Source organism: Corynebacterium kefirresidentii, from assembly GCF_016599755.1.
Classification (GTDB): domain Bacteria; phylum Actinomycetota; class Actinomycetes; order Mycobacteriales; family Mycobacteriaceae; genus Corynebacterium; species Corynebacterium kefirresidentii.
The window spans coordinates 2,374,189-2,395,503 of sequence record NZ_CP067012.1; the positions used below are offsets into that span (position 1 = coordinate 2,374,189).

A 21,315-nucleotide genomic window follows, 5' to 3' on the forward strand; every position below is an offset into this window, starting at 1 on the left:
ATCCCAGCGTATGCGGTAAAGAATCTATTTCAGGAAGTGACACTCAGCTGTGATTACACTGGAGAAGCATGACTGAACAGAATGATAAGAAGCTCAACGTGAAGTCCTTCGAACTCGACCACCGCCTCGTCAGCGCACCGTATATTCGCGTGGCCGACCGCACGGATTTGGGTGGCGGCGTCGAAATCATTAAGTACGACTTGCGCTTCTGCCAGCCTAATCAGGATCACCTTGATACCAAGGCGCTGCATTCGGTGGAGCACATGATGGCCAACTTCATGCGCAATTACACCGATAAGCTCATCGGTTTTGCCCCAATGGGCTGCCGTACCGGCTTCTACGCCATCACTAATGGCATGGAACAAGACGAGCTGCTGCGCGCGGTAGAAGGCGCGCTCAACGATATTCTTAACGCCACCGAGGTACCCGCAGCCAACGAAGAGCAGTGCGGCTGGGGTGCGCACCACAGCCTGGAGGGTGCGCAGGAGGCGGCCCGCGCTTTCCTAGGTGCTAAGGATGAGTGGCTTCAGGTCATGGCGGCCTAATCCAGAAACCTTCGCGGGCGCGACAAACGCGACAGGCGCCACGCCCGCAAAGCGGCCACGATAGACCCGAAAACCGTGTGGTTTAGGGCGCTATCGTGGCTGCTTTATAGGTTTTAGGCCCCAGTGTGCAGGGGCAACCCCACGCTACTCGTCGAGGGAAAGGCCAATCCAGACGGGTTCGGGCACGAGCTCCACATCGAAAGCATCGCGGACACCGTCCCGGATGGTGCGGGCGAGGTCCACGATATCGGCGGCCTTAGCCTCGCCGCGGTTGGTCAGCGCTAGCGTGTGCTTCGTCGAGAGCGTGGCCCGGCCGGAGCCCGGGTAGCCCTTGGCAAACCCGGCGCGGTCAATGAGCCAGGCGGCGGAGAGCTTTTCCCGGCCGGTCTCTGCAGAGGGGTGGCGGGGCATGGAGTCTGCGGTGGCGTCGCCAAGCGAGGCACGGACCTTGGCCTGGACGGCGTCGGCAAGAGCGGAGTCCACCACCGGGTTGGTAAAGAAAGAGCCAGCGGACCAGGTGTCATGGTCGGTGGCGTCGAGCACCATGCCCTTGCCGCGGCGCAGCTTGAGGACCTGCTCGCGGACCTCGGCCACGGGGCGGCGCTCGCCCGGATTCTGGGTGAGCTGGCCAAAGCGCAGCGGGCGGGAAAGGCCCTCGGTATCGAGCCGGAGCTCCACCTCAAGGACCACGGCGCGGCCGGTGAATTTCAGGTTGGAATAGCGATACGCTAGCTCCAGATCGGAGGCGGGGACCCACTCATCGCTATCGGTGCGGCGGTTATAAAGGCGCACGCGGGTAAGTACCTCGGAGATTTCTGCGCCATAAGCGCCCACGTTTTGCACCGGAACCGCACCCACCGTGCCGGGGATGCCGGACAGGCACTCGATGCCACCCAGGCCAAGCTGAACGGAGCGAGCCACCACATCATCCCAGTTGGCACCCGCCTGCGCGCGCACCAGACCGGATTCGGTGTCCATGGACACCTCATCAAAGTCGAGGATGACGGCGACGACATCCACGGAGCCATCGGCCACCAAGAGGTTGGAGCCGCCGCCAACGACTATGAACTTCACCGCAGCGCGATCCAGGGCGCGGACAACGGACACGGCGGCATCCGGCTGCGAGCAGCGCAGTGCGGCCTGCGGTTTTCCACCCACACGCAGCGTAGTCAGATCCGCAAAGGTGGCGGTAGAGTCCAGTTCCACGCCGTCGATCGCTGTGAGCTGTTGCGTCAAAGATTTATCAAGCACGCCTACCAAGGTAGTCTGTTAAGCATGTCAACCCGTAGTGAAAACACCGTAACCATCAATCAGCCCATCGAAAAGGTGCACAAGGCGCTGCTCACAAAGGAATACTGGGAGTTCATCGTGGCCAACCTCTCCCCTGAGGCGGGTCAGGTGCACGACTTCAGCGATAATGTTGCTACCCTTTTCGAGGTTCTGCCGACCACCCTGCTGCCAGAGGCAGTGCGCGCCATGGTCTCCCAAGACCTCAAGGTCAAGCGCGTGGTCACCGTCGGCGAGCTCAACGGTGAAGCCGCTGACGTTAACTACACCGCAGATGTCAAGGGCACCCCGGTGGACTTCAAGGGCGATATTTCCCTGGCTGGCGAGGGCGAGATGACCAAGCTGTCCTACGTCAACGAGATTTCCGTCAATATCCCGATGATGGGCGCCGCCATCGAGCCGAAGGTGGGCGAATCCCTGGCTGAGCTCTTCGATAACGAAGGCAAGCTCACCGAGCAGTGGATCTCTGAGAACGCCTAAGTTCTACAGCACCGAAATCTATGGCCGACCACGCACATAATCTGCGCGCTAGCGCAGCTGCGGGTCGGCCTTTTGGCGTTATTACCCGCGGCACCACCAATCACAATCGCCTGCGCCGCTGCGATAGATGGATGCTCGCGCATCCGGAGATTTCCACGCTGCTGCGGCACGTGGAAAAGCCGCTCGCGCTCGACGTAGGCTACGGGGCCTCGCACGCCACCACCGTGGAATGGGCAGGGTGGCTGCGCCGGGCGAATCCGCAGGTAGACGTCCGCGGGCTCGAAATCCACCCGGACCGGGTCCTGCCACCGCGCGACGGCGTGCGCTTCGAACTTGGCGGCTTTGAACTGGCCGGCTACCGGCCACAGCTGGTGCGCGCATTCAATGTGCTACGCCAATACGACGTGGACCAGGTCCAGGAGGCCTGGCAGACGGTGTGTTCTCGGCTTGCCCCCGGTGGCTTCTTTGTGGAGGGCACCTGCGATGAGCTGGGCCGGCGCGCGGCCTGGTTGCTGCTGGATGCCCACGGCCCACGGACTCTCACCCTGGCGTGGGACCCGTTCGATGTGGCGCGGCCCTCAGACATCGCCGAGCGCCTGCCCAAAATCCTCATTCACCGCAACGTTCCCGGCGAGCCCATCCACGAGCTGCTTAAGGCCGCCGACGAGGCCTGGGACCACGCGGCGGGGTGGGCGCCCTACGGCCCGCGCGTGCGTTGGCGCATGGCACGAGCCACGCTTGCCGACGCCCCCTTTACTATCCACACCATCCGTCGGCGCCTGCGCGATAATGTGCTGACCGTGGACTGGGAGTCCGTCGCGCCACGGGACTAACCGCTCCGCGCGATGATGGCAGCTGGGGCAGCTGTGAAGTGCCTAGCAATGTGCCCGAGAACTCCCGCAAACTTTGCCCCGCGCCGTCTCATGCGCCACACTGGTACGCATGGCTTCGAAGAAATCGGCAGGTTCACTCGCCTGGAAAATCATCATTGGCATCCTCGTAGCACTACTCGTGCTCATCCTCTTGGCCGAATTCGGCCTGCGCTGGTTCATTGGTCACCAGATGACCTCGCAATTTAACCAGGCTGCCGAAGAAGAAGGTATCCAGGTCAAAGAAGATCCCTCCGTCAGCTTTGGCGGCAGCCCGCTGCTCGTAGGGCTATTTAAGGGCTCCATTTCCCAAATGGATATGACCACGCCGTCCACCCTGCAAATCGATGGCACTGATATCAAGGGCCAACCTGCCTCCGAGATCCACGTAGAAGATATGAGCACCGACCAAGAGAATCCGGTGGCCGGCAAGCTGCGCGCTTCCACCACCGTGCCGGATGACTACCTGCTGGCTTCCTTCCAGAAAGGCATTTCCGAGCAGGCCGGCAGCGAGAAGGTGGGCAATATGGTGGTCACGGAGATTAACGCCAATGAGCAAGACCACGTGCTGGACGTGAAGTTTGCCGGCGGCCTTGCCAACCTCTCGCTGGAGCCCACCGCCCACGATGGAAAGCTCGATATCCGCGCCACCGAGGCCTCCATCTTTGGCCTCGAGCTGCCGGATCAGGCCACCGAAGCCATCTCCTCCGCCCTGCAAAATGGCATGTCGGATCAGTTCGTGGGTTCTGACATGAACGTCGATTCCGTAGAGGTGCTCGATGGCGAGCTCAAGCTCACCATCACCGGCACCGATGTCCCGATGAACGACATGGATAAGTTCGCCGGCGGCGGTGACTCCGCGGGCCAGGGCGGCGCCACGGGCAATGGCGCGCCGCAGCAGGACGCGCAGGAGAAAGCCGCCTAAACCGCGGGAGCGGGAAACTCGAGGACCGGAAGTGTGGCAGCGGCCAACTCCGGTCCTTTTTTCTTGCCTTCTTCACCGGCCGCGGATTCCGCGTAATCCGCGGCCTTGCGGCTGCGCACAATGAGGCGCTGGTAGCCGGCTTGATGGGCGGCTTTAAGGGTGGCGTCGGCAAGCGGGGCGTCCGGCACGATGAGGCCCAAGCGGGCCGGATCCGGGCAGGCCTCGCGGATGGCAATGAGCTCGGAGAGCACGGCATTGGCATCCGTTAAGGTCTCATCGAGGCTGACCCATACCTCGCTGGCGCCCGATTGGATGGCCAGGCGCGCCTCGGAGGCCTTGATGAGAGTATGGTGGCGGCCGGTAGGATACCCCGCGACAGAAATAATATCGGCCGCGCCCGCGCCTGCGGCAAGGGAAACATGGTGCGGGGAGACAAGGACGGTGTTATCGGCGGCGCGCTCCTTGACCGTCGCGGCCGGGGCGTCAAGCAAATTAAGCATTAGTAGCTGTAGTCGCCGTTGATAATGGCCTTGAGCTGCGGGCGCACATCAAACCAGTACACGCCGGTAATGACCGCGCCGATCCAAGACAGGAATGGCATGCCGGTGGCCATCGCTACCGCCGAGCCCGCCAGCAGGCCTACCCATACCCACTTACCTTGTCGGTCACCGGCTCGGAAGGCATCCTCGCGGGTGGTGGCAGCGAGGACCGCGCCGATGATGGCGGTCAGGGCGAGGATGCGCAAAATATAGGCATCCAAGGAGTACGCAATTTCAAAAAGTGAATTCATGCAGGTTAATTCTGTGGGTCGTCGGTGTCGATTACTTCGCCATCGATAATATTATCGCCCTGCGAAGGAGCCGAATCCTGGCCAGGGCGCGCCGCATTCTTCTTTTCCGCGCGGCGGGCCTGGGCGGAATTATAGGCGTCCATGACGCCCTCGCGGGTCTCGTTATAGGCGGTGGAGAACTTGCCCTTAGCGGCGTCGAAAGCAGCGGACTCACGGGTGCCATCGGCGGCCTTCTTCACAGTGGCACCGAACTCCTTCGCGGTGGCAGTGGCCTTATCCACCAAGCTCTCCTTGCCGGAGGCGCCATAGGGGCTTTTGGCCTCGGCGCCATGAGCGTGCTGGGCGCGCTCCTCCTGCAGGCGGCCGCCGAAGTCCTTGGCTACGTCAAAGGCAGCGCTGCCAGCATCCTTCAGGGAATCAAAAATCTTCTTATTATCGCTCATTGTTCATTACTCCTTTTTTCTAAGCGCCAAAGATAAGGTGATTGACCGCGAATATCACCAATCCTGCCAGGGAACCGACGACGGTGCCGTTCAAACGAATAAATTGCAGGTCCTTGCCCACCATGAGCTCGATATTTTGGGAGGCTTCCTCCGCATCCCAGCGCTTGATGGTCTCGGGGATAATCGCAATGATTTCCGGGGCAAATTTCTCCACCGCGTAGCGCGCGGCTTTGTCTACGAGCGCATTTGCCTGGGCTAAAAATTCGGAGTCCTCGAGTAGGCGGTGCGCCAGCTCCTTGACCTTGGCCGTAATCTTTTGGCGCAGGAAAGACTCCGAGTCATTGAGCTGGTCAATGAGCGTGGTGGAGACCGTGCGCCACATGGCCGCGGGTGCCTGCTGCGCTTGCTCAGAGGCGAGCATCTCTTGCTTGATGCCCTCGATGCGCCCGCGCATGTCCTCATCCCACTGCAGATCGGAGGCCAGCTTGGACAGGTTGCGGCGAATGGCCAGGCGGGCCTCATGGTTGCCGTTGCGGCGGACCTCATCGGCGAATTCTACGAGCTCGGTATAGACCTTCTCCCCCACCATCTCGCGGGCAAAGCGCGGCGCCCAGCCCGGCATGCGCTCATCGATGGCGGTGACCACCGTGGACTCCATGCTGAGAATCTTGCCGTGGGCCCAATCGATGAGGTCATCCTCCAGGGGGCGCGCCTTGCCGTCTGCAATATAGCCCTCCAGCAGTCTGCCCAGCGGCGGGCCCCACTCGGGCTCGGCTAGGCGGTCCATGACCTGGGTGCGGATGAAATTCTCTGCCTCTTCCGCATCCAAATCCGACACCACGCTGGCCGCACGCTCACCAATCCACGCGGAGACCTCCTCCGCCTTGCCGGGCTCGACTCCCTGGCGTGCCAGCCACAATGGCAGCTCCGCCTCGCGCACCTTGGCGCTCAGCGCATCTGCGGTCAGGAAGTTTTCCTCCACAAAGTCACTCAGGGCATCGCCCACGCGGTCCTTATTATTCGGAATCAGCGCCGTATGTGGGATGGGCAGTCCCAACGGCCGGCGGAAAAGCGCGGTCACTGCAAACCAGTCCGCCAGGCCACCCACCATGCCGGCCTCCGCCGCTGCACGCACGTAGCCCACCCACACAGGTGCCCCGCTTTCCGACGCCTGCCACCACGAACACCCCAAAAAGATCACCGCGGCACCAATCAGGAACGACAGCGCAATCGCCTTCCACCGCCGCAAGTCCGCCCGCCGGGCCTCCTGGTTACCAGCCTGCGGCACGGGAGCAGCACCCGACGATGCCGATGTCGTAGCCGTTTCGAGGCCTTCGTCCGCGCGGTGGGTCATGAGTTCTCCTTGGGGTTGTGAAGGTGCTTTCGAGCTTCATTCTCTAACACTAGTGCCAGCAACGAACATGCTCGGTGGCAGTCGTCGTTGCAATGATGTCCTGAATCGCCGCCTGGTCCATCTGACATTGCCACTTGGGTACTGAGAGATCACGCAACCCCCGCCTCCTTGCATGGATTGCATGCTGTGGAGACGGGGGTGACGTCGAGTCAGTACAGAAACTTAGGCATTGCCTGGTACAGCAAGCGCCTTAGTTAGCTCGGCCAGTTTCCTTGCGGTACTTGCGGTAGTAGCGGCGGCCATAGTGGACGGTGCTGAAGGCGGCGATAGCCACAACGGCTAGAGCGATGATGCCGATGATGGTGGTCAGGGTGTAGTCACCCTCGCCGGCGGTGCCCAGCGGGGTATCCCACACGCCGAGGCCCCAGATGAGGATTCCGGCAGCCGGGAGGCAAGACAGGATCAGACCCATGCCCACCCAGGTGGAGGTGCGAATGAGGGAAGAATGAGGAGCACCGAAGGAAACTGGGTCGTAGCCTTCAATGTAGGCGTCCTGAATCTTTCCGGAGAACTCCGGGTAAGTCTCGCTGGTGTAGTCAGCGACTGCGTGGGTGTTATCGCTCATGGCGGAGTCTTTCTGTCTTTCTCTCGTTCCTTGTATTCCTACGGAATAACCTTAGCTTAGTCGTCCTTGCCACGGAAAGCAGCACGTGCACGTTCGCGGGTAACCGCGGATACTGCGGTCAGGGGAACGCCGGCCGGGCAAACATCAGCGCACTCACCGTAGAGGGAGCAGTGGCCGAAGTTGGCTTCCAGGTCATCGACCATGTTGCGGGCACGGCGGCCACGCTCTTCCTTACCCAGCGGCATGAGGGACAGGTGCACCAGCTTCGCACCGGTAAACAGGTGTGCAGCACCATTCGGGCAAGCAGCAACGCAGGCGCCGCAGCCGATGCAGGCAGCGTGGTCCAGCGAGTACTCGGAAGTCTCATGGTTGACGTGCAGGGTATCCGCATCCGGAGCGGTACCAGCATCCATGGAGACGTAGCCGCCCTGCTCCATCACGTGATCCAGTGCCGCACGGTCGACGATCATGTCCTTGATAACCGGGTAGGCAGCGGAACGGAATGGCTCCAGCTTGATGGTCTGTCCTTCGGTGAAGTTGAACAGGCGCTGCTGGCAGGCCGGGGTGTTCTGTCCAGGGCCGTGTGGACGGCCGTTGACGGTCAGACCACAGGTACCACAAATGCCCTCACGGCAGTCAGAGGCGAAGGCGAAGGGCTCCTCGCCGCGCTCAATGTAGCCCTCGTTGACGTGGTCCAGCAGCTCCAGGATGGACATCTGCTCAGAGGCATCGTCCACCTGGACGGTCTCGAAGTGGCCTTCTTGGGTCGGTCCGGCTTGACGCCAGATCTCAAGTGTCAGTTTCATTACTTGTAGTTCCTTGTCATCAGCGGGATCGAATCAAAGTACAGCGGCTCAGCGTGGCGGATGAACTCGTTCTTATTAGCGCCCGGCTCCCAGGCGGAAACGAAGCACCAGTTCTCGTCGTCGCGTTCTGCCTCGCCGTCCTCGGTGAGGTGGTCCTCGCGGAAGTGGGCGCCACAGGACTCGTCGCGGTCCAGAGCGTCAACACACATGAGCTCGCCCAGGTCCAGGTAGTCGGCAACGCGCAGGCCGTATTCCAGCACCTGGTTCATGTCGTTGGCCTCGCCCGGGATGCGGACATTAGCCCAGAAGTCCTCGCGCAGCTCACGGATCTTGGTGATGGCTTCCTTGAGGTCTTCCACGTTACGGGACACACCGCAGCCGTGGTACAGGATGTCGCCTAGCTGGCGGTGGTAGTAGGAAGGACCGTGCGGGTTCTCGCCGCGCACGCCCATGAGGCGGTCGATGCGCTCTTGGGACTGGGCCAGGGTTGCCTGTGCCTCTGGGGAATCCTCCGCCAGCTTCTCCTCATTGAGGTGGTCAGCCAAGTAGTTCGGGATGGTAAACGGCAAGGTGAACCAGCCGTCAACGGAAGCCGAAAGCAGGGAGTTAGCACCCAGGCGGTTAGCACCGTGGTAGGTCCAGGAGCACTCACCGGCAGCAAAGAGGCCGTCGATGGAGGTCATCTCGTTGAAGTCGGTCCACAGGCCACCCATGGTGAAGTGGCAGGTCGGAGCGATACGCATCGGAGTCTCATAGGCGGACTCACCAATGGCCTCTTCGTACATCTCGATGAGGTTGGAGTAGCGCTCGCGAATCTTGTCCTTACCCAGGCGCTCGATGGCGTCGCGGAAGTCCAGGTACACCGAGTTGTGCAGCGGGCCAACGCCCAAGCCAGCGTTAATCTGCTGGGAGATGGCGCGGGAAGCAACGTCACGCGGAACCAGGTTGCCGAATGCCGGGTAGCGGCGCTCCAGGAAGTAGTCGCGCTCTTCTTCCGGAATGGTATTCGGGTCGCGGTCGTCGCCCTCCTTCTTCGGGGACCAAATGCGGCCGTCGTTACGCAGGGACTCCGACATCAGGATGGTCTTGGACTGCCAATCGGAGTTGACCGGTAGGCCCGTCGGGTGGAACTGCACGAAGGCTGGGGAAGCCAGGTAAGCACCGCTGTCGTACGCACGCATCATGGCGCTGGCATTTGAGTTCTTAGCCAGGGTGGACATGTGGTAGACGTTGCCGTAGCCGCCGGTACCCAGCACGACAGCGTGGCCGGTGAAGGCCTTGAGCTCACCGGTGATCAGGTTGCGGGTAACGATGCCGCCAGCGCGCTTCTTGCCATTGTCGTTGTAGACGATGATGTCCTGCAGGTCGTTGTGAGCGAAGAGCTCCACGTTGCCCAGGCCAATCTGGCGGTAGAGCGCCGAGGTGGTGGACAGCTGCAGCTGCTGGCCTGTTTGGCCACGGGTGTAGTAGGTACGGGAGACCTGCACACCACCGAAGGAACGGGTAGCCAGGGTGCCGCCGTACTCGCGAGCGAATGGTGCACCGATGGCATTCATGTGGTCAATAACGCGAACGGATTCGTTGGCCAAGCGCCAGCAGTCGGACTCGCGGCAGCGGTAGTCGCCACCCTTGACGGTGTCCTTGGTGTGGCGGTAGGCGGAGTCATTGTCCACCTTCTTGGCACGGGAGGCGTTGACGCCACCCTGCGCGGCGATGGAGTGCGCGCGGCGCGGGGAGTCGTGGTAGGTAAATACCTTTACCTTGTAGCCCAGCTCGCCCAGTGCGGCCGCAGCGGCGCCGGCGGATAGGCCGGTACCAACCACGAGGACCTCAAACTTGCGGCGGTTCAGCGGGGAAACCAGCTGCATGTGGTCCTTTTGGTGGGACCACATATCCTTCATTGGCACGCCGTGCGGCTCATTGGATTCCAGAATGTTGCCGGCAGATACGCCCGGAACGATGGACTGCGGATGCGAGAACTTGGGGTGCTCGCGCTTGAGTTCAGTATTAGTCATGGGTTTCTAACTCCTTTAGCTGACCAAGCCCAGGGCAACGGACAAAGGCATAACGATGTTGCCGATGCAGACAACGGCCGGGATGACGTACGCCAGGATCAGGAAGGTCTGACGCCACTTCGCACCGGTAATACCCAGGTCAGAAGCAGCGAGGCGAATGCCGTGGGTGAGGTGCAGGAACAGGAAGCACATGGCGATCACATACACGATGGTGACCGGCCAGCGGCTAAAGGTTGCGATCATATTGGCCTTCACCGCACCCTCCACAAAGTCACCTGGGGCGATGGGCTGTACGCCCAAGGTCAGGTCTAGCAAGTGGAAGATGATGAACAGCAGCAAGACGATGCCGGTAACCAGCATGGACTTGGTAGCGAAGGAATCAAGGCCGCCCATCAGGTTGCTACGGCGGAACTTGCCGCGGGACGCCTTGGAACGTGCGGTGAGAGCAAACGCACCATAGATGTGGGCGATGATGGCAACCAGCAGGACTGCGCGGATGATCCACAACGCACCCTCATGCGGGAACAGTGGCTCGCCCATGGAGCGCAGGAATGCACCATATTCATCAAGAGCCTCGTCGCCGCCCTCAGCCGGCAAGTACAGCTTCAGGTTGCCGGCCATGTGGCCGACGACGAAAAGTGCAAATAGCAGGCCGGTGACGGCCATGATGAGCTTCAGAACCCAAGAGGGCACTCCCGGCTTCTGACGGATTGGTTCGTTAGTAATGTGGCCGTGAGCTACTGCCTCACGGTCGGGATTTCTTAAAGTCATGACACCTCCATTGTCGTCCTCACCTTAACTGGGCTTAACCGCTGGTTACCAGTCAATTCCGGCGGCGTTTCATCTAACGGTACGGCGGTACGGTTAAACTCAGAATTCTTTTAGGTAAGGGTTGCCTTAGATGCCCGGATTCAAAACGTCACTACCTTGGCTGCTCGCAATTTCGCAATATTGACGTTGCGTAAATCTTCCACCAGTTGTGAACTTGGTCACCCAGTGTTACGGGAGTGACCCCCTTACCCCTTTATGTGTCAAACTTTCGCATGAAACACACATATTCCCCACAGGAGGGTGAATATTCTTCGCAAGATCTTTGCGATTAAGGTGCACACCCGCAGGCCACCCAGTAACCTTTCCGGCATGAGTAAGACGTATGTGGGATCCCGCCTTCGCCAACTTCGCCGTGAGCGCGATCTCAGCCAGGCTTCCTTAGCCGCCACGCTGGGCCTTTCGGCCAGCTACGTCAACCAGATCGAGCACGACGTTCGGCCACTTACCGTTCCGGTCCTCCTTCGCATCACCGAAGTCTTCGGAGTTGACGCCACCTTCTTCTCCCGCGACGATGACTCGCGCCTCCTCGCGGAGATCCAGGACGTCATCCAGGACAAGGAGCTGTGCCCCTCCCCCGTCGAGCTGCAGGAGCTCTCCGAGCTGGTCTATAACCACCCCACCGTCGCCCGCACGCTGGTGGATGTCCACCGCCGCTACCGCAATGTGCGCGATAAGCTCTCACTCGCCACCGATACCCGCCGCACCACCGAGGCCACCCAGGCACTGTCCATGCCGCACGATGAGGTGCGCGATTTCTTCTATGCCCGCCAGAACTACTTGGACGGCCTGGACCACCATGCGGAGCAGCTTGCCGACGCCCTCTCGGTCACCCAATTCGGCATCCGCGACACCGAACATGCCCTAGCCCAGCGCCTGCGCGATCTCCACAACGTAGACATTCACATCACCTCACAGATGGATGGCACGCTGCACAGCTTCGACCGCGAGACCGGCGAATTTCGGCTCGCCTCGCGCTTAAGCGAAGGGCAACGCGCCTTCCGCATGGCCGCGGAGCTGAGCTTCCTCGAGGCTGGCGAGGAGATCGCATCTTTGGTAAAAAATGAGCCGTTTACCTCGGATGCCTCGCGTAACCTAGCACAACGCGGATTGGCCAGCTACTTCGCCGCCGCCACCGTGATGCCCTATACCCTGCTACATTCTGAGGCTGAACGCTCCGGCTACGACGTGGAATACCTCTGCCAGGTCTTCGGAGTGGGCTATGAATCCGTCGCCTCTCGGCTGTCCACCCTGCAGCGCGATAACCTGCGCGGCATTCCTTTTACCTTCGTCCGCGTCGACCGCGCCGGAAACATGTCCAAGCGACAATCCGCCACCGGCGTGCACTTTTCCAATAATGGCGGCACCTGCCCGCTGTGGAATGTCTACGAGACCTTCACCCAGCCGGGCATTATTTCCCGTCAGTTGGCCCAGATGCCCGATGGCCGCAATTACCTGTGGATCTCCCGCGCGGTACAGCACCATCAAGGCCGCTTTGGCGATACCAATAAGCTTTTCGCCATTGGCCTGGGCTGCGAGGCTCGCCACGCCGACCGCACCGTCTACGCAGAAGGTCTCGACCTCAAAGATCTCTCTTCTGCTACCCCTATCGGCTCCGGTTGCCGCACCTGCCCGCGCGAGAATTGTGCGCAGCGCGCCTTCCCACCCATTAACGAGGTCATCAGCATCGATGCCCACCGCTCAGCGGTGGCACCGTACTAGTTACACATCACCACGACGAGCCTTTTCGGGGGCGTAGACATACAAAACGGCACCGCGGCCCCTTTGCCCGGTGGGCGGGGGACGGCGCGGTGCCGTGGGTGTTGCGCTCAAGGCGACGTCGCCAAGCGCCCCTGCTTAGAGGTTAATCATGTGGCCACCGATGCCCTCGGCAGCTTCCTTCATGGCCTCAGAGAGGGTCGGGTGGGTGTGAACGTTGCGGCCGATTTCCTCAGCGGTGAGGTCGAAGCGCTGCGCCAAGGTCAGCTCCGGCAGCAGCTCGGAGACATTGGAGCCCACCATGTGGCCGCCGATGAGCTCGCCATACTCGCCATCCGCAATGAGCTTTACAAAGCCCGCGGTCTCGTTGAGACCGGCAGCCTTGCCGTTGGCGGAGAACGGGAAGGTAGCGACCTTGATATCGCGGTCCACGAACTTCTCCTTTGCGGCCTCTTCGGTGTAGCCGAAGGAAGCGACCTGCGGGTTGCAGAAGGTAGCGCGCGGCATGTTCATGTAGTCACCCAGAAGCTGGGTCTCCACGCCGGCGATGGTCTCTGCGGCGACAACGCCCTGTGCCTCAGCAACGTGTGCGAGCTGCAGCTTCGCGGTGACGTCACCGATGGCGTAGATGTGGTCCACGTTGGTGCGCATGGTGTCATCGATGGCAATAGCGCCGCGCTCGGTGAGCTCAACGCCGGTGTTCTCCAGGCCGAAGCCCTCGGTACGTGGGGCGAAGCCGATGGAAATCATGGCGCGGTCCACCGTGAGGGTGTCCTGCTTGGAGCCATCCTTGGACTCGACCTCAACGGTGACATTATCGCCGTTGTCCTTGACGGAGGTGGTCTTGTAGCCGGTCAGCAGCTTAACGCCAAGCTTCTTGTACTCCTTAGCAATGGCCTTGGAGACATCCTTGTCCTCGTTCGGCAGAACGCGGTCCATGAACTCCACGATGGTGACGTCCACGCCGTAGTTGGACAGAACATAAGCAAATTCCATGCCGATGGCGCCAGCGCCGACGATAACCATGGACTTCGGGGCCTCATCGTTGAGGATCTGCTCCTCGTAGGACACGATGTTGCCGCCGAGCTCTACGCCCGGCAGGGACTTGACCACGGAGCCGGTAGCGATGATGCAGTCATCGAAGGTGACGGTCTTGCCCTTGTCATCGCCGTCAGTGATTTCAATAGTCTTCTCATCTTTGAAGGAGCCAAGGCCGTTGATCTCGGTGATCTTGTTCTTCTTCATCAGGTAATGAACGCCCTTGACGATGCCCGCGGAAACCTTGCGGGAACGCTTGTGGGCTACACCGAAGTCGAAGGAAACATCGCCGGAGATGCCGAAGTCCTTTGCTTCATGGTTGAAGGTGTGGGCAACCTCAGCGTTCTTCAGCAGTGCCTTGGAAGGGATGCAGCCTACGTTGAGGCAGACACCACCCCAGTACTGCTTCTCGATTACGGCAACTTTCTTACCAAGCTGAGCTGCACGGATGGCGGCCACGTAGCCGCCAGGGCCCGCGCCGAGTACTACTACGTCATAATGTTCATTAGTCACGCCCTACAGGATACGTAACTTTCCCCTCCATGTCGCGCATTGGGTCACACTCTTTTGCCCGTGTACCCCACGCTTCGGGGGTAAAACGCACAAAGGCCCTGCACGGTGACGTCGGCAAGCGCGCGACGCCGTGCAGGGCTATGGGCTCGGTATTTTAGAACAGGCCGAGAGCCAGTGCGGCGGCGGAGGACATGGAGGAGCCCATGTGCAGGAACTGGCCCAGAACTTCGTTGATGGACACGAGGATGGAATCGAAAACGTTCATTTTTCTTCTTTCTGTCTTTTGCCTAGAGCGAGGGATGGGCCCGCGGACGGGACCGCACTATTCACACGTTTAGAACTAACGGGAATTGTAGCGCCGCCGTTACATACGCGCTGCGTTCAGAATTATGACACACAAACCACATGCGTCACAGGTTTTGCTACATTAAAAGGGCTATTAAGGCATAGAGTCTTGCTAACACTCCCGCTATGCGGAACGATACCTACTGAGGAAATTCTCTTAACTCGAGGAAGCTAAAAATATGCATACTTTGCGCTCTATCGGCTCCAGCGTCGCAGGCATCGCCATCGCGGCAGGAGTCCTCTCCGCCCCTATCGCCTCCGCCGTCGAGCCGGCCAAGATTCAGGGGGACGCCACCCCATCCACCATCCGCGAGGTAAACCTCACTGACTCGGCAGATCCGGAAAATATCAACTACGCCATCACCACCGAGGGCGAAAACCGCGTGGTAGATATTGCCGGACTAAAGGACAAGGACAAGTGGAAGGGTTATGCCTTCGGCCACAAGAGCGCCCAGGGCAACCACTACGGCAACCACGTCAAGGTCATGACGGCTACCTCCGCCGCCATGGGTGGCCGCGAGGTCCCGCTTGCGGTCATCTCCCCAGACGGCAACTTTGAAAAGAAGCGCCCCACCCTGTACCTACTCAACGGCGCGGGCGGCGCTGAGCAGGGCATGGACTGGATCACCGCCACCGCGAAGCGCGACGTCAACCCAGAGCAAGAGGGCGTGCAGGACATGGTGGATTTCTACACGTCCAAGGACGTCAATGTGGTCATCCCACAGGCCGGTGCCTTCTCCTACTACACTGACTGGGTTTCTACGCCGGATGCCGGCTACCTCAAGGGCCCACAGAAGTGGGAGACCTTCCTGACCAAGGAGCTGCCAGGCGCTCTAGAGGATCATATCGGAGGCAATGGCAAGCGCGGCATCGCTGGCATGTCCATGGCCGCTACCTCCTCCCTGCTGCTGGCGGAGCACAACCCGGGCTTCTACAACGCGGTGGGCTCCTTCTCCGGCTGCGCGGCTACCTCTCGCCCGCTGCCGCGCCTGTACACCCAGCTGACTGTCAACCGCGGCGGCGGCTCGGCCGATCAGATGTGGGGCGCTATGGGCAGTGAGTACAACGTGTACAACGACGCATTGGTCAATGCCACCCCGAAGAATTTGGGCCCATCCGAGACCTACGTCTCCGTGAATAGCGGTTTGGGCGGTGCCAATGACTGGGGCGCTAAGGGATCGTCCACCCTCATCGTGGAGGGCGGCGTCATCGAGGCTGCTATGAGCTCCTGCACCCACGATCTCAAGGCCAAGATGGATTCCCAGGGCATGAAGGCGGATTGGAACTTCCGCAATACCGGCACCCACTCCTGGCCGGGCTGGCGCGATGACATCTTCTCCTCGTGGAAGACCTTCGAGCGTGGCTTTAACAAGGACGCCGCAGAAGCTCCGGCCGAGCCGGAAGTAAAGCCCAACGAGCTTTCCATCGATGCGCCGCAGGCTCAGGAAAATGCGCAGATCAAGGACGCCCCGAGCGCCGCTGACCAGTCCCCTGATAAGGACTTCGTCGAGGGCAAGGAAGCCGAAGCTCCAGAGGCTGCCGGCGCTGCGGAATAAGTAGCGCAGAAGTATAATCAACGAGTTCATTAACTACAGGAAAGAAGCACAATGAAGCGTCTTAGCTCCATCCTGGCCGCCACCGCAGTGTGCGCAGGCTTGGCTAGCGCCCCGATGGCGGGCGCCGCACAGCTCACCCCGCAGCAGGTAGCAGGCAACGCCGCCCAGTCCACCCTGGCCCCACTAGAGGTCACCCCGGAGTTGGAGCAGCAGACCTGGTACCAGAAGTACAAGGACGATCCGCGCGTCGATAAGCTGCAGGCCACCTCCCCGGCTATGAACGGCCGCAAGATTCCGCTGGCTGTCATTCGCGCGACGGATGAGAACCGCCCGACCATCTACCTGCTTAATGGCGCAGGCGGCGCGGAGCAGGACATGGACTGGCTGAAGCTTTCCGATGCCGTGGATTTTTACCACTCCAAGAACGTCAACGTGGTCATCCCGCAGGCTGGTGCCTTCTCCTACTACACCGACTGGGTATCCGAGCCGAACTCCCAGTATCTTAAGGGCCCGCAGAAGTGGGAAACCTTCCTCACCAAGGAACTGCCGGGCGCTATCGAGGGACACATCAAGGCCGATAACCACCGCGCCATCGCGGGTATGTCCATGTCCGCTACCTCCTCCCTGCTGCTGGCAGAGCACAACCAAGGCTTCTATGACGCCGTTGGTTCCTACGCCGGCTGTGCGGCTACCGCCTACCCGGTAGAGCACAAGGCCGTTGAGCTCACCGTTAACCGCGGTGGCGCTTCCGCAGAGCAGATGTGGGGCCCCTTCGGTTCCCCCACCAACCGCTATAACGATGCGATGATGAACCACGAGAAGCTGCGCGGCACGGAGCTGTACATCTCCTCCGGTTCCGGTCTGGCCGGCAAGGAGGATACCTTCTCCTATAACGTGGCTAAGGGCTACAACCCTGCCGCCGCTGCTTTGGGCTCCGCTAAGCTGCAGGTGGAAGGCGGCGCCATCGAGGCTGGCGTGAACTACTGCACCCACAACTTCAAGGCCAAGTTGGACCAGGCTGGCATCCCGGCTACCTATAACTTCCGCAATACCGGCACCCACTCCTGGCCGCACTGGATTGCGGACCTCAAGGATTCTTGGCCGGTCTTCGAGCGCGCTTTCAATAAATAAGCTCGTTTCTTTCCGCGGCTAAAAGGGCGGTAGGCTTGCAGCATTATGAAGTTGCTTCCTACCGCCCTTTCGCGTACCCACACTGACCCTTATACCGGCGTGGATTTTAACCTCGGATTTGAGGTGTCCCACTACACGCTGGATCTGACCTACCGCGTGGAGCCCAACTTGCTCCACGGCGAGGCCGTTTTAGCAATCCGAGCGACCGCCGATTTAACGTCTTTGACCTTGGATTTGGGCGGGGCGATGGTGGCCCGTCGCGTGACCGCGAAGGGTGCACCGCGGGTGGCAAAGTTCCGCCAGTCTTCCGGTAAGTTGCGTCTTCGTTTCGCTGCAGAAATCGCCGCCTGTACGGAGTTTGAGCTGGTTATTCGCTATGGCGGTAGCCCTCGCCCCATCCGCACCACCTGGGGCGAGATTGGTTGGGAAGAAACCGAGTCCGGCTCGCTGGTAGCCAGCCAGCCCAATGGCGCGCCGAGCTGGTTCCCCTGCGACGATACACCGTCTGAAAAGGCGCTCTATGACATCATCATTACGGCCGATGATCCCTTTATCGTTGTGTCTAATGGCGACCTCGTCTCCCGCAGGGCGGGCGGCTCCACCACGCGCTGGCATTACCGTACCCGCCAGCCCATGGCCACCTACCTGGCTACGGTGCAGGTAGGTGAGTTTTCCAGCTTTGCCTTGGGCCCTTCCACTCGGGCTTGGGCTCCAGCCACGCTGCGCGAGCGGGTGCTGAATGAATTTGCCCAGCAGCAGGAGATGGTGGACTTCTTTACCTCCATTTATGGCCCCTACCCGTTTGCGGATTACCAGGTGGTCATCACGGAAGATGAGTTGGAGATTCCGCTCGAAGCGCAGGGGCTTTCTATCTTTGGATCCAACCATGTGAAGGGAGACCACGCCTTCGAGCGCCTTATCGCGCATGAGCTTTCCCACCAGTGGTTTGGCAATTCCGTGGGCCTAGGCGAGTGGAAGGATATCTGGCTCAATGAGGGCTTTGCCTGCTACAGCGAGTGGTTATGGGCCGAGCACAAGGGCGAGACCACCGCGCGCGAGGCAGCACGGTCCCACTACAACGTCCTAGGCCGCAAGGCGCAGAACCTCACCGTTTCCGATCCGGGTGCGCGCGATATGTTCGATGACCGCGTGTATAAGCGCGGTGCTTTGACCGTGCACGCCATTCACCGCCTGCTTGGCGACGCCTTCTTTAGCACCCTCCGCAGCTACCTCACCGAGCACCAGCATTCGGTGGTGGAGCCTTCCATGTTGCTAAATTCCTTCCGCGCCGCCGCTCCTGATGCCGCGCTTTTCGACGCCACCGTAGACGCTTGGCTCAACCACACGGCCCTTCCTTCATTCCCGAGTTAGTGGTTTTGGCCCTGCGTTTGTTTGGGGATTGTCTAATCTATTGACCAATCCCTTCTTTCCTGTTGACGGGGTGTTTTATCTAGGTAGAATAGAACATGTAAACGAACAGGAGGGGAGGGATTATGCAGACCACCAAGCACGCGGAGATAGACTCCGCCATCGCCCAAGTTGCCGCCGGGTTAACCCAACTGCGCGCCCTCATGCAGGATCCCTCCGACCTCTCTTTCGAGCTTCTTCACCCTCATTTCGAGCACTTGGAAAGGGCCCTGGGCAACAAGGCCGCTATTGACGCTGCCTTCGCCTTCATCGCGGAGCGCGATGACGCCGGCCGCCGCGTGGGCTCCTCCAAGGCCAAGGACTACCTGACCGCCCGCCTAGGTCTTAGCGAGTCCGAAGCCGCCGCCCGTCTGCGCAATGGGCGCAACCTATTTGCCCCTATCCCCGAACCGGAGCCCACTCCCCCACCTGCTGATCCCGATGCTGATGACGCCACACGCGCACAGGCCGAGGAAGAAGCCCGCCGCCGCGCCGACCGCGAGCGCCGCGAAGAGGAAAAGCGCCGCAAGAAGCTTTTCGAAGAAGAGCCTATCCCTGAGCGCATCCTTAACCTCATCGAGAATGAGCTGCGCAGCCTCAGCAAGTACGCCATCCCCGGCCCAAGCGAGCTGCGCAACCAGGCCCTCGAGCAGGCCAAGCGCCGCTCCTTCGATTCCTTACGCGAGTGGCTGCGTAAGGCAGTTCGCAAGGCGAATAAGCACGCCCTCAATCCTGCCGGCGAGCCCGATCCGCACGCCGCTACCCGCAAGCGGCGCTTTAGCATCTCCCGCCAAGATGCTGACGGCGGTGTGCATATCTCCGGATACCTCGACGCCTCCGCGGCCGCCATCCTTGCCAGTGCCTTTGCTCCCGCCAAAAATAAAGGCAGCGCCGATTTCAGCGCCGAGGATGATACCCGCACTTATGCCCAGCGCATGGCGGACCAATTGACCGCTGCCTTGTCGAGCTACCTTTCTGCCACCCAAAAGGACTCAGCGGGCCTTGGTTCTTTCTTCGTCGCCACCACCTTGGAAGAACTGGAGGCGATGGGCGGCGATACCCGCTTCGCCACCAGCACCGGCATCGAGCTTTCTCCGCTCGATCTCCTCCGCTTGGGTGCCGCGCAGCACGATTTCTTCTGTGCGGTGGATGAGAAGGGCTTTCCTCTCGAACTTGGCCGCACCAAACGCACCGCGTCCCTCTGGCAGAAGCTCGCCCTCGCGGCCTCCGAGCTTGTCTGCACCCGCCCCGAGTGCCACCGCCCCTGGCAGGACTGCGATGTCCACCATCTGCAGGCTTGGTCTCACGGTGGCGCCACCGACCTCAAGAACCTCACGCTGCTGTGCCGGCGCCACCACGTAGACAATAACGACTACCGCGATGGCCGCAACGGAATGGGTCACGCCGAGCGAGACCCCGCCACCGGCCGGGTAGGCTACCGGGCCGCGCACGCGAGCGGGCTATCGCCCACAGTAGAGGTCAACGACCACCCCGCCGCGGAACAAGCCCCGGGACGCAGGCTCACGGATCCGCCCTCGCCACCACCGTCTCCCCCGGGCGCGGCCTGACCTCTTGCGCGCGGGCCCGCGGCCTGCCACAGCAGCCCGTCCGACTGCCCTACACTGGATAACCATGCAAACGATGCTCGTCACTGGCGGCGCCGGTTTTATCGGCGCCAATTTCGTGCGCCTCATGCGCCAGGCGCGCCCCGATACCCGCGTTACGGTGCTTGACAAGCTCACTTACGCTGGAAACCGCGCCAACCTCGCCGATCTGGATATTGACTTCGTCGAGGGTGATATCGCCGATTCTGCGACGGTAGAACCGCTCGTCGCTGCCGCCGATGTAGTAGTTCACTTCGCCGCCGAATCCCATAACGACAATTCTTTGCGTGACCCTTCCCGATTCCTCCACACGAATATCGTGGGCACGTTCACGCTGTTGGAGGCGTGCCGGAAGCACGATACCCGCTTCCACCATGTCTCCACCGACGAGGTTTTCGGTGATCTCGAGATTGGGGCAGAAACCAAGTTTGACGAGAACACCGCCTACGCCCCCTCCAGCCCGTACTCCGCCACCAAGGCAGGTTCTGACCACCTCGTGCGCGCATGGGTGCGTTCTTTTGGGCTGCGCGCCACCATCTCGAATTGCTCCAATAATTATGGGCCGTATCAGCACATCGAGAAGTTCATTCCCCGCCAGATCACCAATATTCTCTCCGGCCGCACGCCCAAGCTTTATGGGACGGGCGAGCAGGTCCGCGATTGGATTCATGTCGATGACCACAACGAGGCAGTGCTCGCCATCCTAGAGCGCGGCCGGATTGGAGAGACCTACGCTATCGGCGCGGATCAGCCAGATATCAGCAATAAGCAGGTCATCGAGCTTATCTGCGAGATCATGGGCCACACCCGCGATGGACGCGCGCTCTATGAGCACGTGGCGGACCGCCCCGGCCATGATCAGCGCTATGCCATGGATGCCACCAAGCTTCGCCGCGAGCTGGGCTGGGCCCCGCGGTTTACGGATATCCGCGCCGGCCTCGAAGACACCATCGCGTGGTACCGCGATAACGAAGACTGGTGGAAGCCCGAGAAAGAAGACGTAGAGACCCGCTACAAGCAGCAAGGACAGTAGAC

At 60.9% G+C, this 21,315-nt stretch carries 20 protein-coding genes; 10 read left to right on the forward strand and 10 right to left on the reverse strand.

Annotated features, from left to right (window positions below; genetic code table 11):
• The first annotated feature begins 68 nt into the window (after positions 1 to 68).
• Entirely contained in the window at positions 69 to 545 is a 477-nt protein-coding gene (locus tag I6I12_RS11450) for an S-ribosylhomocysteine lyase (RefSeq protein ID WP_023020462.1), read from the forward strand.
• 144 nt (positions 546 to 689) lie between these two features.
• On the opposite strand, the gene I6I12_RS11455 is transcribed toward I6I12_RS11450, so the two are convergent.
• Positions 690 to 1,796 carry a UDP-N-acetylmuramate dehydrogenase gene (locus tag I6I12_RS11455; protein WP_200288326.1) on the reverse strand — a complete coding sequence of 369 codons (1,107 nt, stop codon included), beginning with the start codon at positions 1,794 to 1,796 and terminating at the stop codon, positions 690 to 692.
• 24 nt (positions 1,797 to 1,820) lie between these two features.
• Here I6I12_RS11455 and I6I12_RS11460 point away from each other — a divergent pair, with 24 nt between their 5' ends.
• The 3 genes from I6I12_RS11460 (at position 1,821) to I6I12_RS11470 (ending at position 4,106) form a co-directional block, all read left to right on the forward strand.
• Positions 1,821 to 2,312 (forward strand): DUF2505 domain-containing protein, encoded by a 492-nt coding sequence (locus tag I6I12_RS11460; RefSeq protein ID WP_200288327.1) that lies wholly within the window; start codon positions 1,821 to 1,823, stop codon positions 2,310 to 2,312.
• A gap of 20 nt (positions 2,313 to 2,332) precedes the next feature.
• Positions 2,333 to 3,145, forward strand: coding sequence for a class I SAM-dependent methyltransferase (locus I6I12_RS11465; RefSeq protein ID WP_200288328.1), 813 nt, complete (start codon positions 2,333 to 2,335; stop codon positions 3,143 to 3,145).
• A gap of 109 nt (positions 3,146 to 3,254) precedes the next feature.
• The gene (locus tag I6I12_RS11470; RefSeq protein WP_034655702.1) at positions 3,255 to 4,106 is read left to right on the forward strand and encodes an LmeA family phospholipid-binding protein; all 852 of its coding nucleotides are present in this window, start codon (positions 3,255 to 3,257) and stop codon (positions 4,104 to 4,106) included.
• On the opposite strand, the gene I6I12_RS11475 is transcribed toward I6I12_RS11470, so the two are convergent.
• The 8 genes from I6I12_RS11475 to I6I12_RS11510 form a co-directional block, all read right to left on the reverse strand.
• On the reverse strand, positions 4,103 to 4,606 hold the full coding sequence (locus I6I12_RS11475) for a beta/alpha barrel domain-containing protein (RefSeq protein ID WP_023020457.1): 504 nt from the start codon (positions 4,604 to 4,606) through the stop codon (positions 4,103 to 4,105). The genes I6I12_RS11470 and I6I12_RS11475 overlap by 4 nt on opposite strands.
• Positions 4,606 to 4,896, reverse strand: a complete 291-nt coding sequence (locus I6I12_RS11480; RefSeq protein ID WP_200288329.1) for a DUF2516 family protein — start codon at positions 4,894 to 4,896, stop codon at positions 4,606 to 4,608. Before I6I12_RS11480 ends, I6I12_RS11475 begins: the two co-directional genes overlap by 1 nt.
• A gap of 5 nt (positions 4,897 to 4,901) precedes the next feature.
• Complete coding sequence (locus I6I12_RS11485) at positions 4,902 to 5,339, reverse strand: CGLAU_01105 family protein (RefSeq protein ID WP_200288330.1); 438 nt, start codon at positions 5,337 to 5,339, stop codon at positions 4,902 to 4,904.
• A 19-nt stretch (positions 5,340 to 5,358) separates the two neighbouring features.
• Positions 5,359 to 6,693, reverse strand: a complete 1,335-nt coding sequence (locus I6I12_RS11490) for a DUF445 domain-containing protein (RefSeq protein ID WP_200288331.1) — start codon at positions 6,691 to 6,693, stop codon at positions 5,359 to 5,361.
• Positions 6,694 to 6,943: 250 nt separating this feature from the next.
• Positions 6,944 to 7,318, reverse strand: coding sequence for a hypothetical protein (locus I6I12_RS11495; protein ID WP_200288332.1), 375 nt, complete (start codon positions 7,316 to 7,318; stop codon positions 6,944 to 6,946).
• Between the two features lie 56 nt (positions 7,319 to 7,374).
• Positions 7,375 to 8,124, reverse strand: a complete 750-nt coding sequence (locus I6I12_RS11500) for a succinate dehydrogenase/fumarate reductase iron-sulfur subunit (protein ID WP_023020452.1) — start codon at positions 8,122 to 8,124, stop codon at positions 7,375 to 7,377.
• Complete coding sequence (locus I6I12_RS11505) at positions 8,124 to 10,139, reverse strand: fumarate reductase/succinate dehydrogenase flavoprotein subunit (RefSeq protein ID WP_200288333.1); 2,016 nt, start codon at positions 10,137 to 10,139, stop codon at positions 8,124 to 8,126. The genes I6I12_RS11500 and I6I12_RS11505 overlap by 1 nt, the downstream gene beginning before the upstream one ends.
• A gap of 15 nt (positions 10,140 to 10,154) precedes the next feature.
• Entirely contained in the window at positions 10,155 to 10,910 is a 756-nt protein-coding gene (locus I6I12_RS11510) for a succinate dehydrogenase cytochrome b subunit (protein WP_023020450.1), read from the reverse strand.
• Positions 10,911 to 11,279: 369 nt separating this feature from the next.
• Between I6I12_RS11510 and ramB the strand changes: the two genes are divergently transcribed.
• Positions 11,280 to 12,689, forward strand: coding sequence for an acetate metabolism transcriptional regulator RamB (gene ramB / locus I6I12_RS11515; protein WP_200288334.1), 1,410 nt, complete (start codon positions 11,280 to 11,282; stop codon positions 12,687 to 12,689).
• 135 nt (positions 12,690 to 12,824) lie between these two features.
• On the opposite strand, the gene lpdA is transcribed toward ramB, so the two are convergent.
• Positions 12,825 to 14,237: a dihydrolipoyl dehydrogenase gene (lpdA, locus tag I6I12_RS11520; protein WP_200288335.1), complete on the reverse strand. Its 1,413-nt coding sequence runs from the start codon at positions 14,235 to 14,237 to the stop codon at positions 12,825 to 12,827.
• Between the two features lie 524 nt (positions 14,238 to 14,761).
• On the opposite strand from lpdA, the gene I6I12_RS11525 reads away from it, so the two are divergent.
• From I6I12_RS11525 to rfbB, 5 genes are all read left to right on the forward strand, one after another.
• Positions 14,762 to 16,138 carry an alpha/beta hydrolase gene (locus I6I12_RS11525; RefSeq protein ID WP_023020446.1) on the forward strand — a complete coding sequence of 459 codons (1,377 nt, stop codon included), beginning with the start codon at positions 14,762 to 14,764 and terminating at the stop codon, positions 16,136 to 16,138.
• 51 nt (positions 16,139 to 16,189) lie between these two features.
• Complete coding sequence (locus I6I12_RS11530) at positions 16,190 to 17,269, forward strand: alpha/beta hydrolase (RefSeq protein ID WP_200288336.1); 1,080 nt, start codon at positions 16,190 to 16,192, stop codon at positions 17,267 to 17,269.
• Between the two features lie 45 nt (positions 17,270 to 17,314).
• The gene (locus I6I12_RS11535; RefSeq protein ID WP_200288337.1) at positions 17,315 to 18,640 is read left to right on the forward strand and encodes a M1 family metallopeptidase; all 1,326 of its coding nucleotides are present in this window, start codon (positions 17,315 to 17,317) and stop codon (positions 18,638 to 18,640) included.
• Between the two features lie 122 nt (positions 18,641 to 18,762).
• Positions 18,763 to 20,244: an HNH endonuclease signature motif containing protein gene (locus tag I6I12_RS11540; protein ID WP_200288338.1), complete on the forward strand. Its 1,482-nt coding sequence runs from the start codon at positions 18,763 to 18,765 to the stop codon at positions 20,242 to 20,244.
• Between the two features lie 73 nt (positions 20,245 to 20,317).
• Positions 20,318 to 21,313, forward strand: coding sequence for a dTDP-glucose 4,6-dehydratase (gene rfbB / locus I6I12_RS11545; RefSeq protein WP_200289071.1), 996 nt, complete (start codon positions 20,318 to 20,320; stop codon positions 21,311 to 21,313).
• The last annotated feature ends 2 nt before the right edge of the window (positions 21,314 to 21,315 follow it).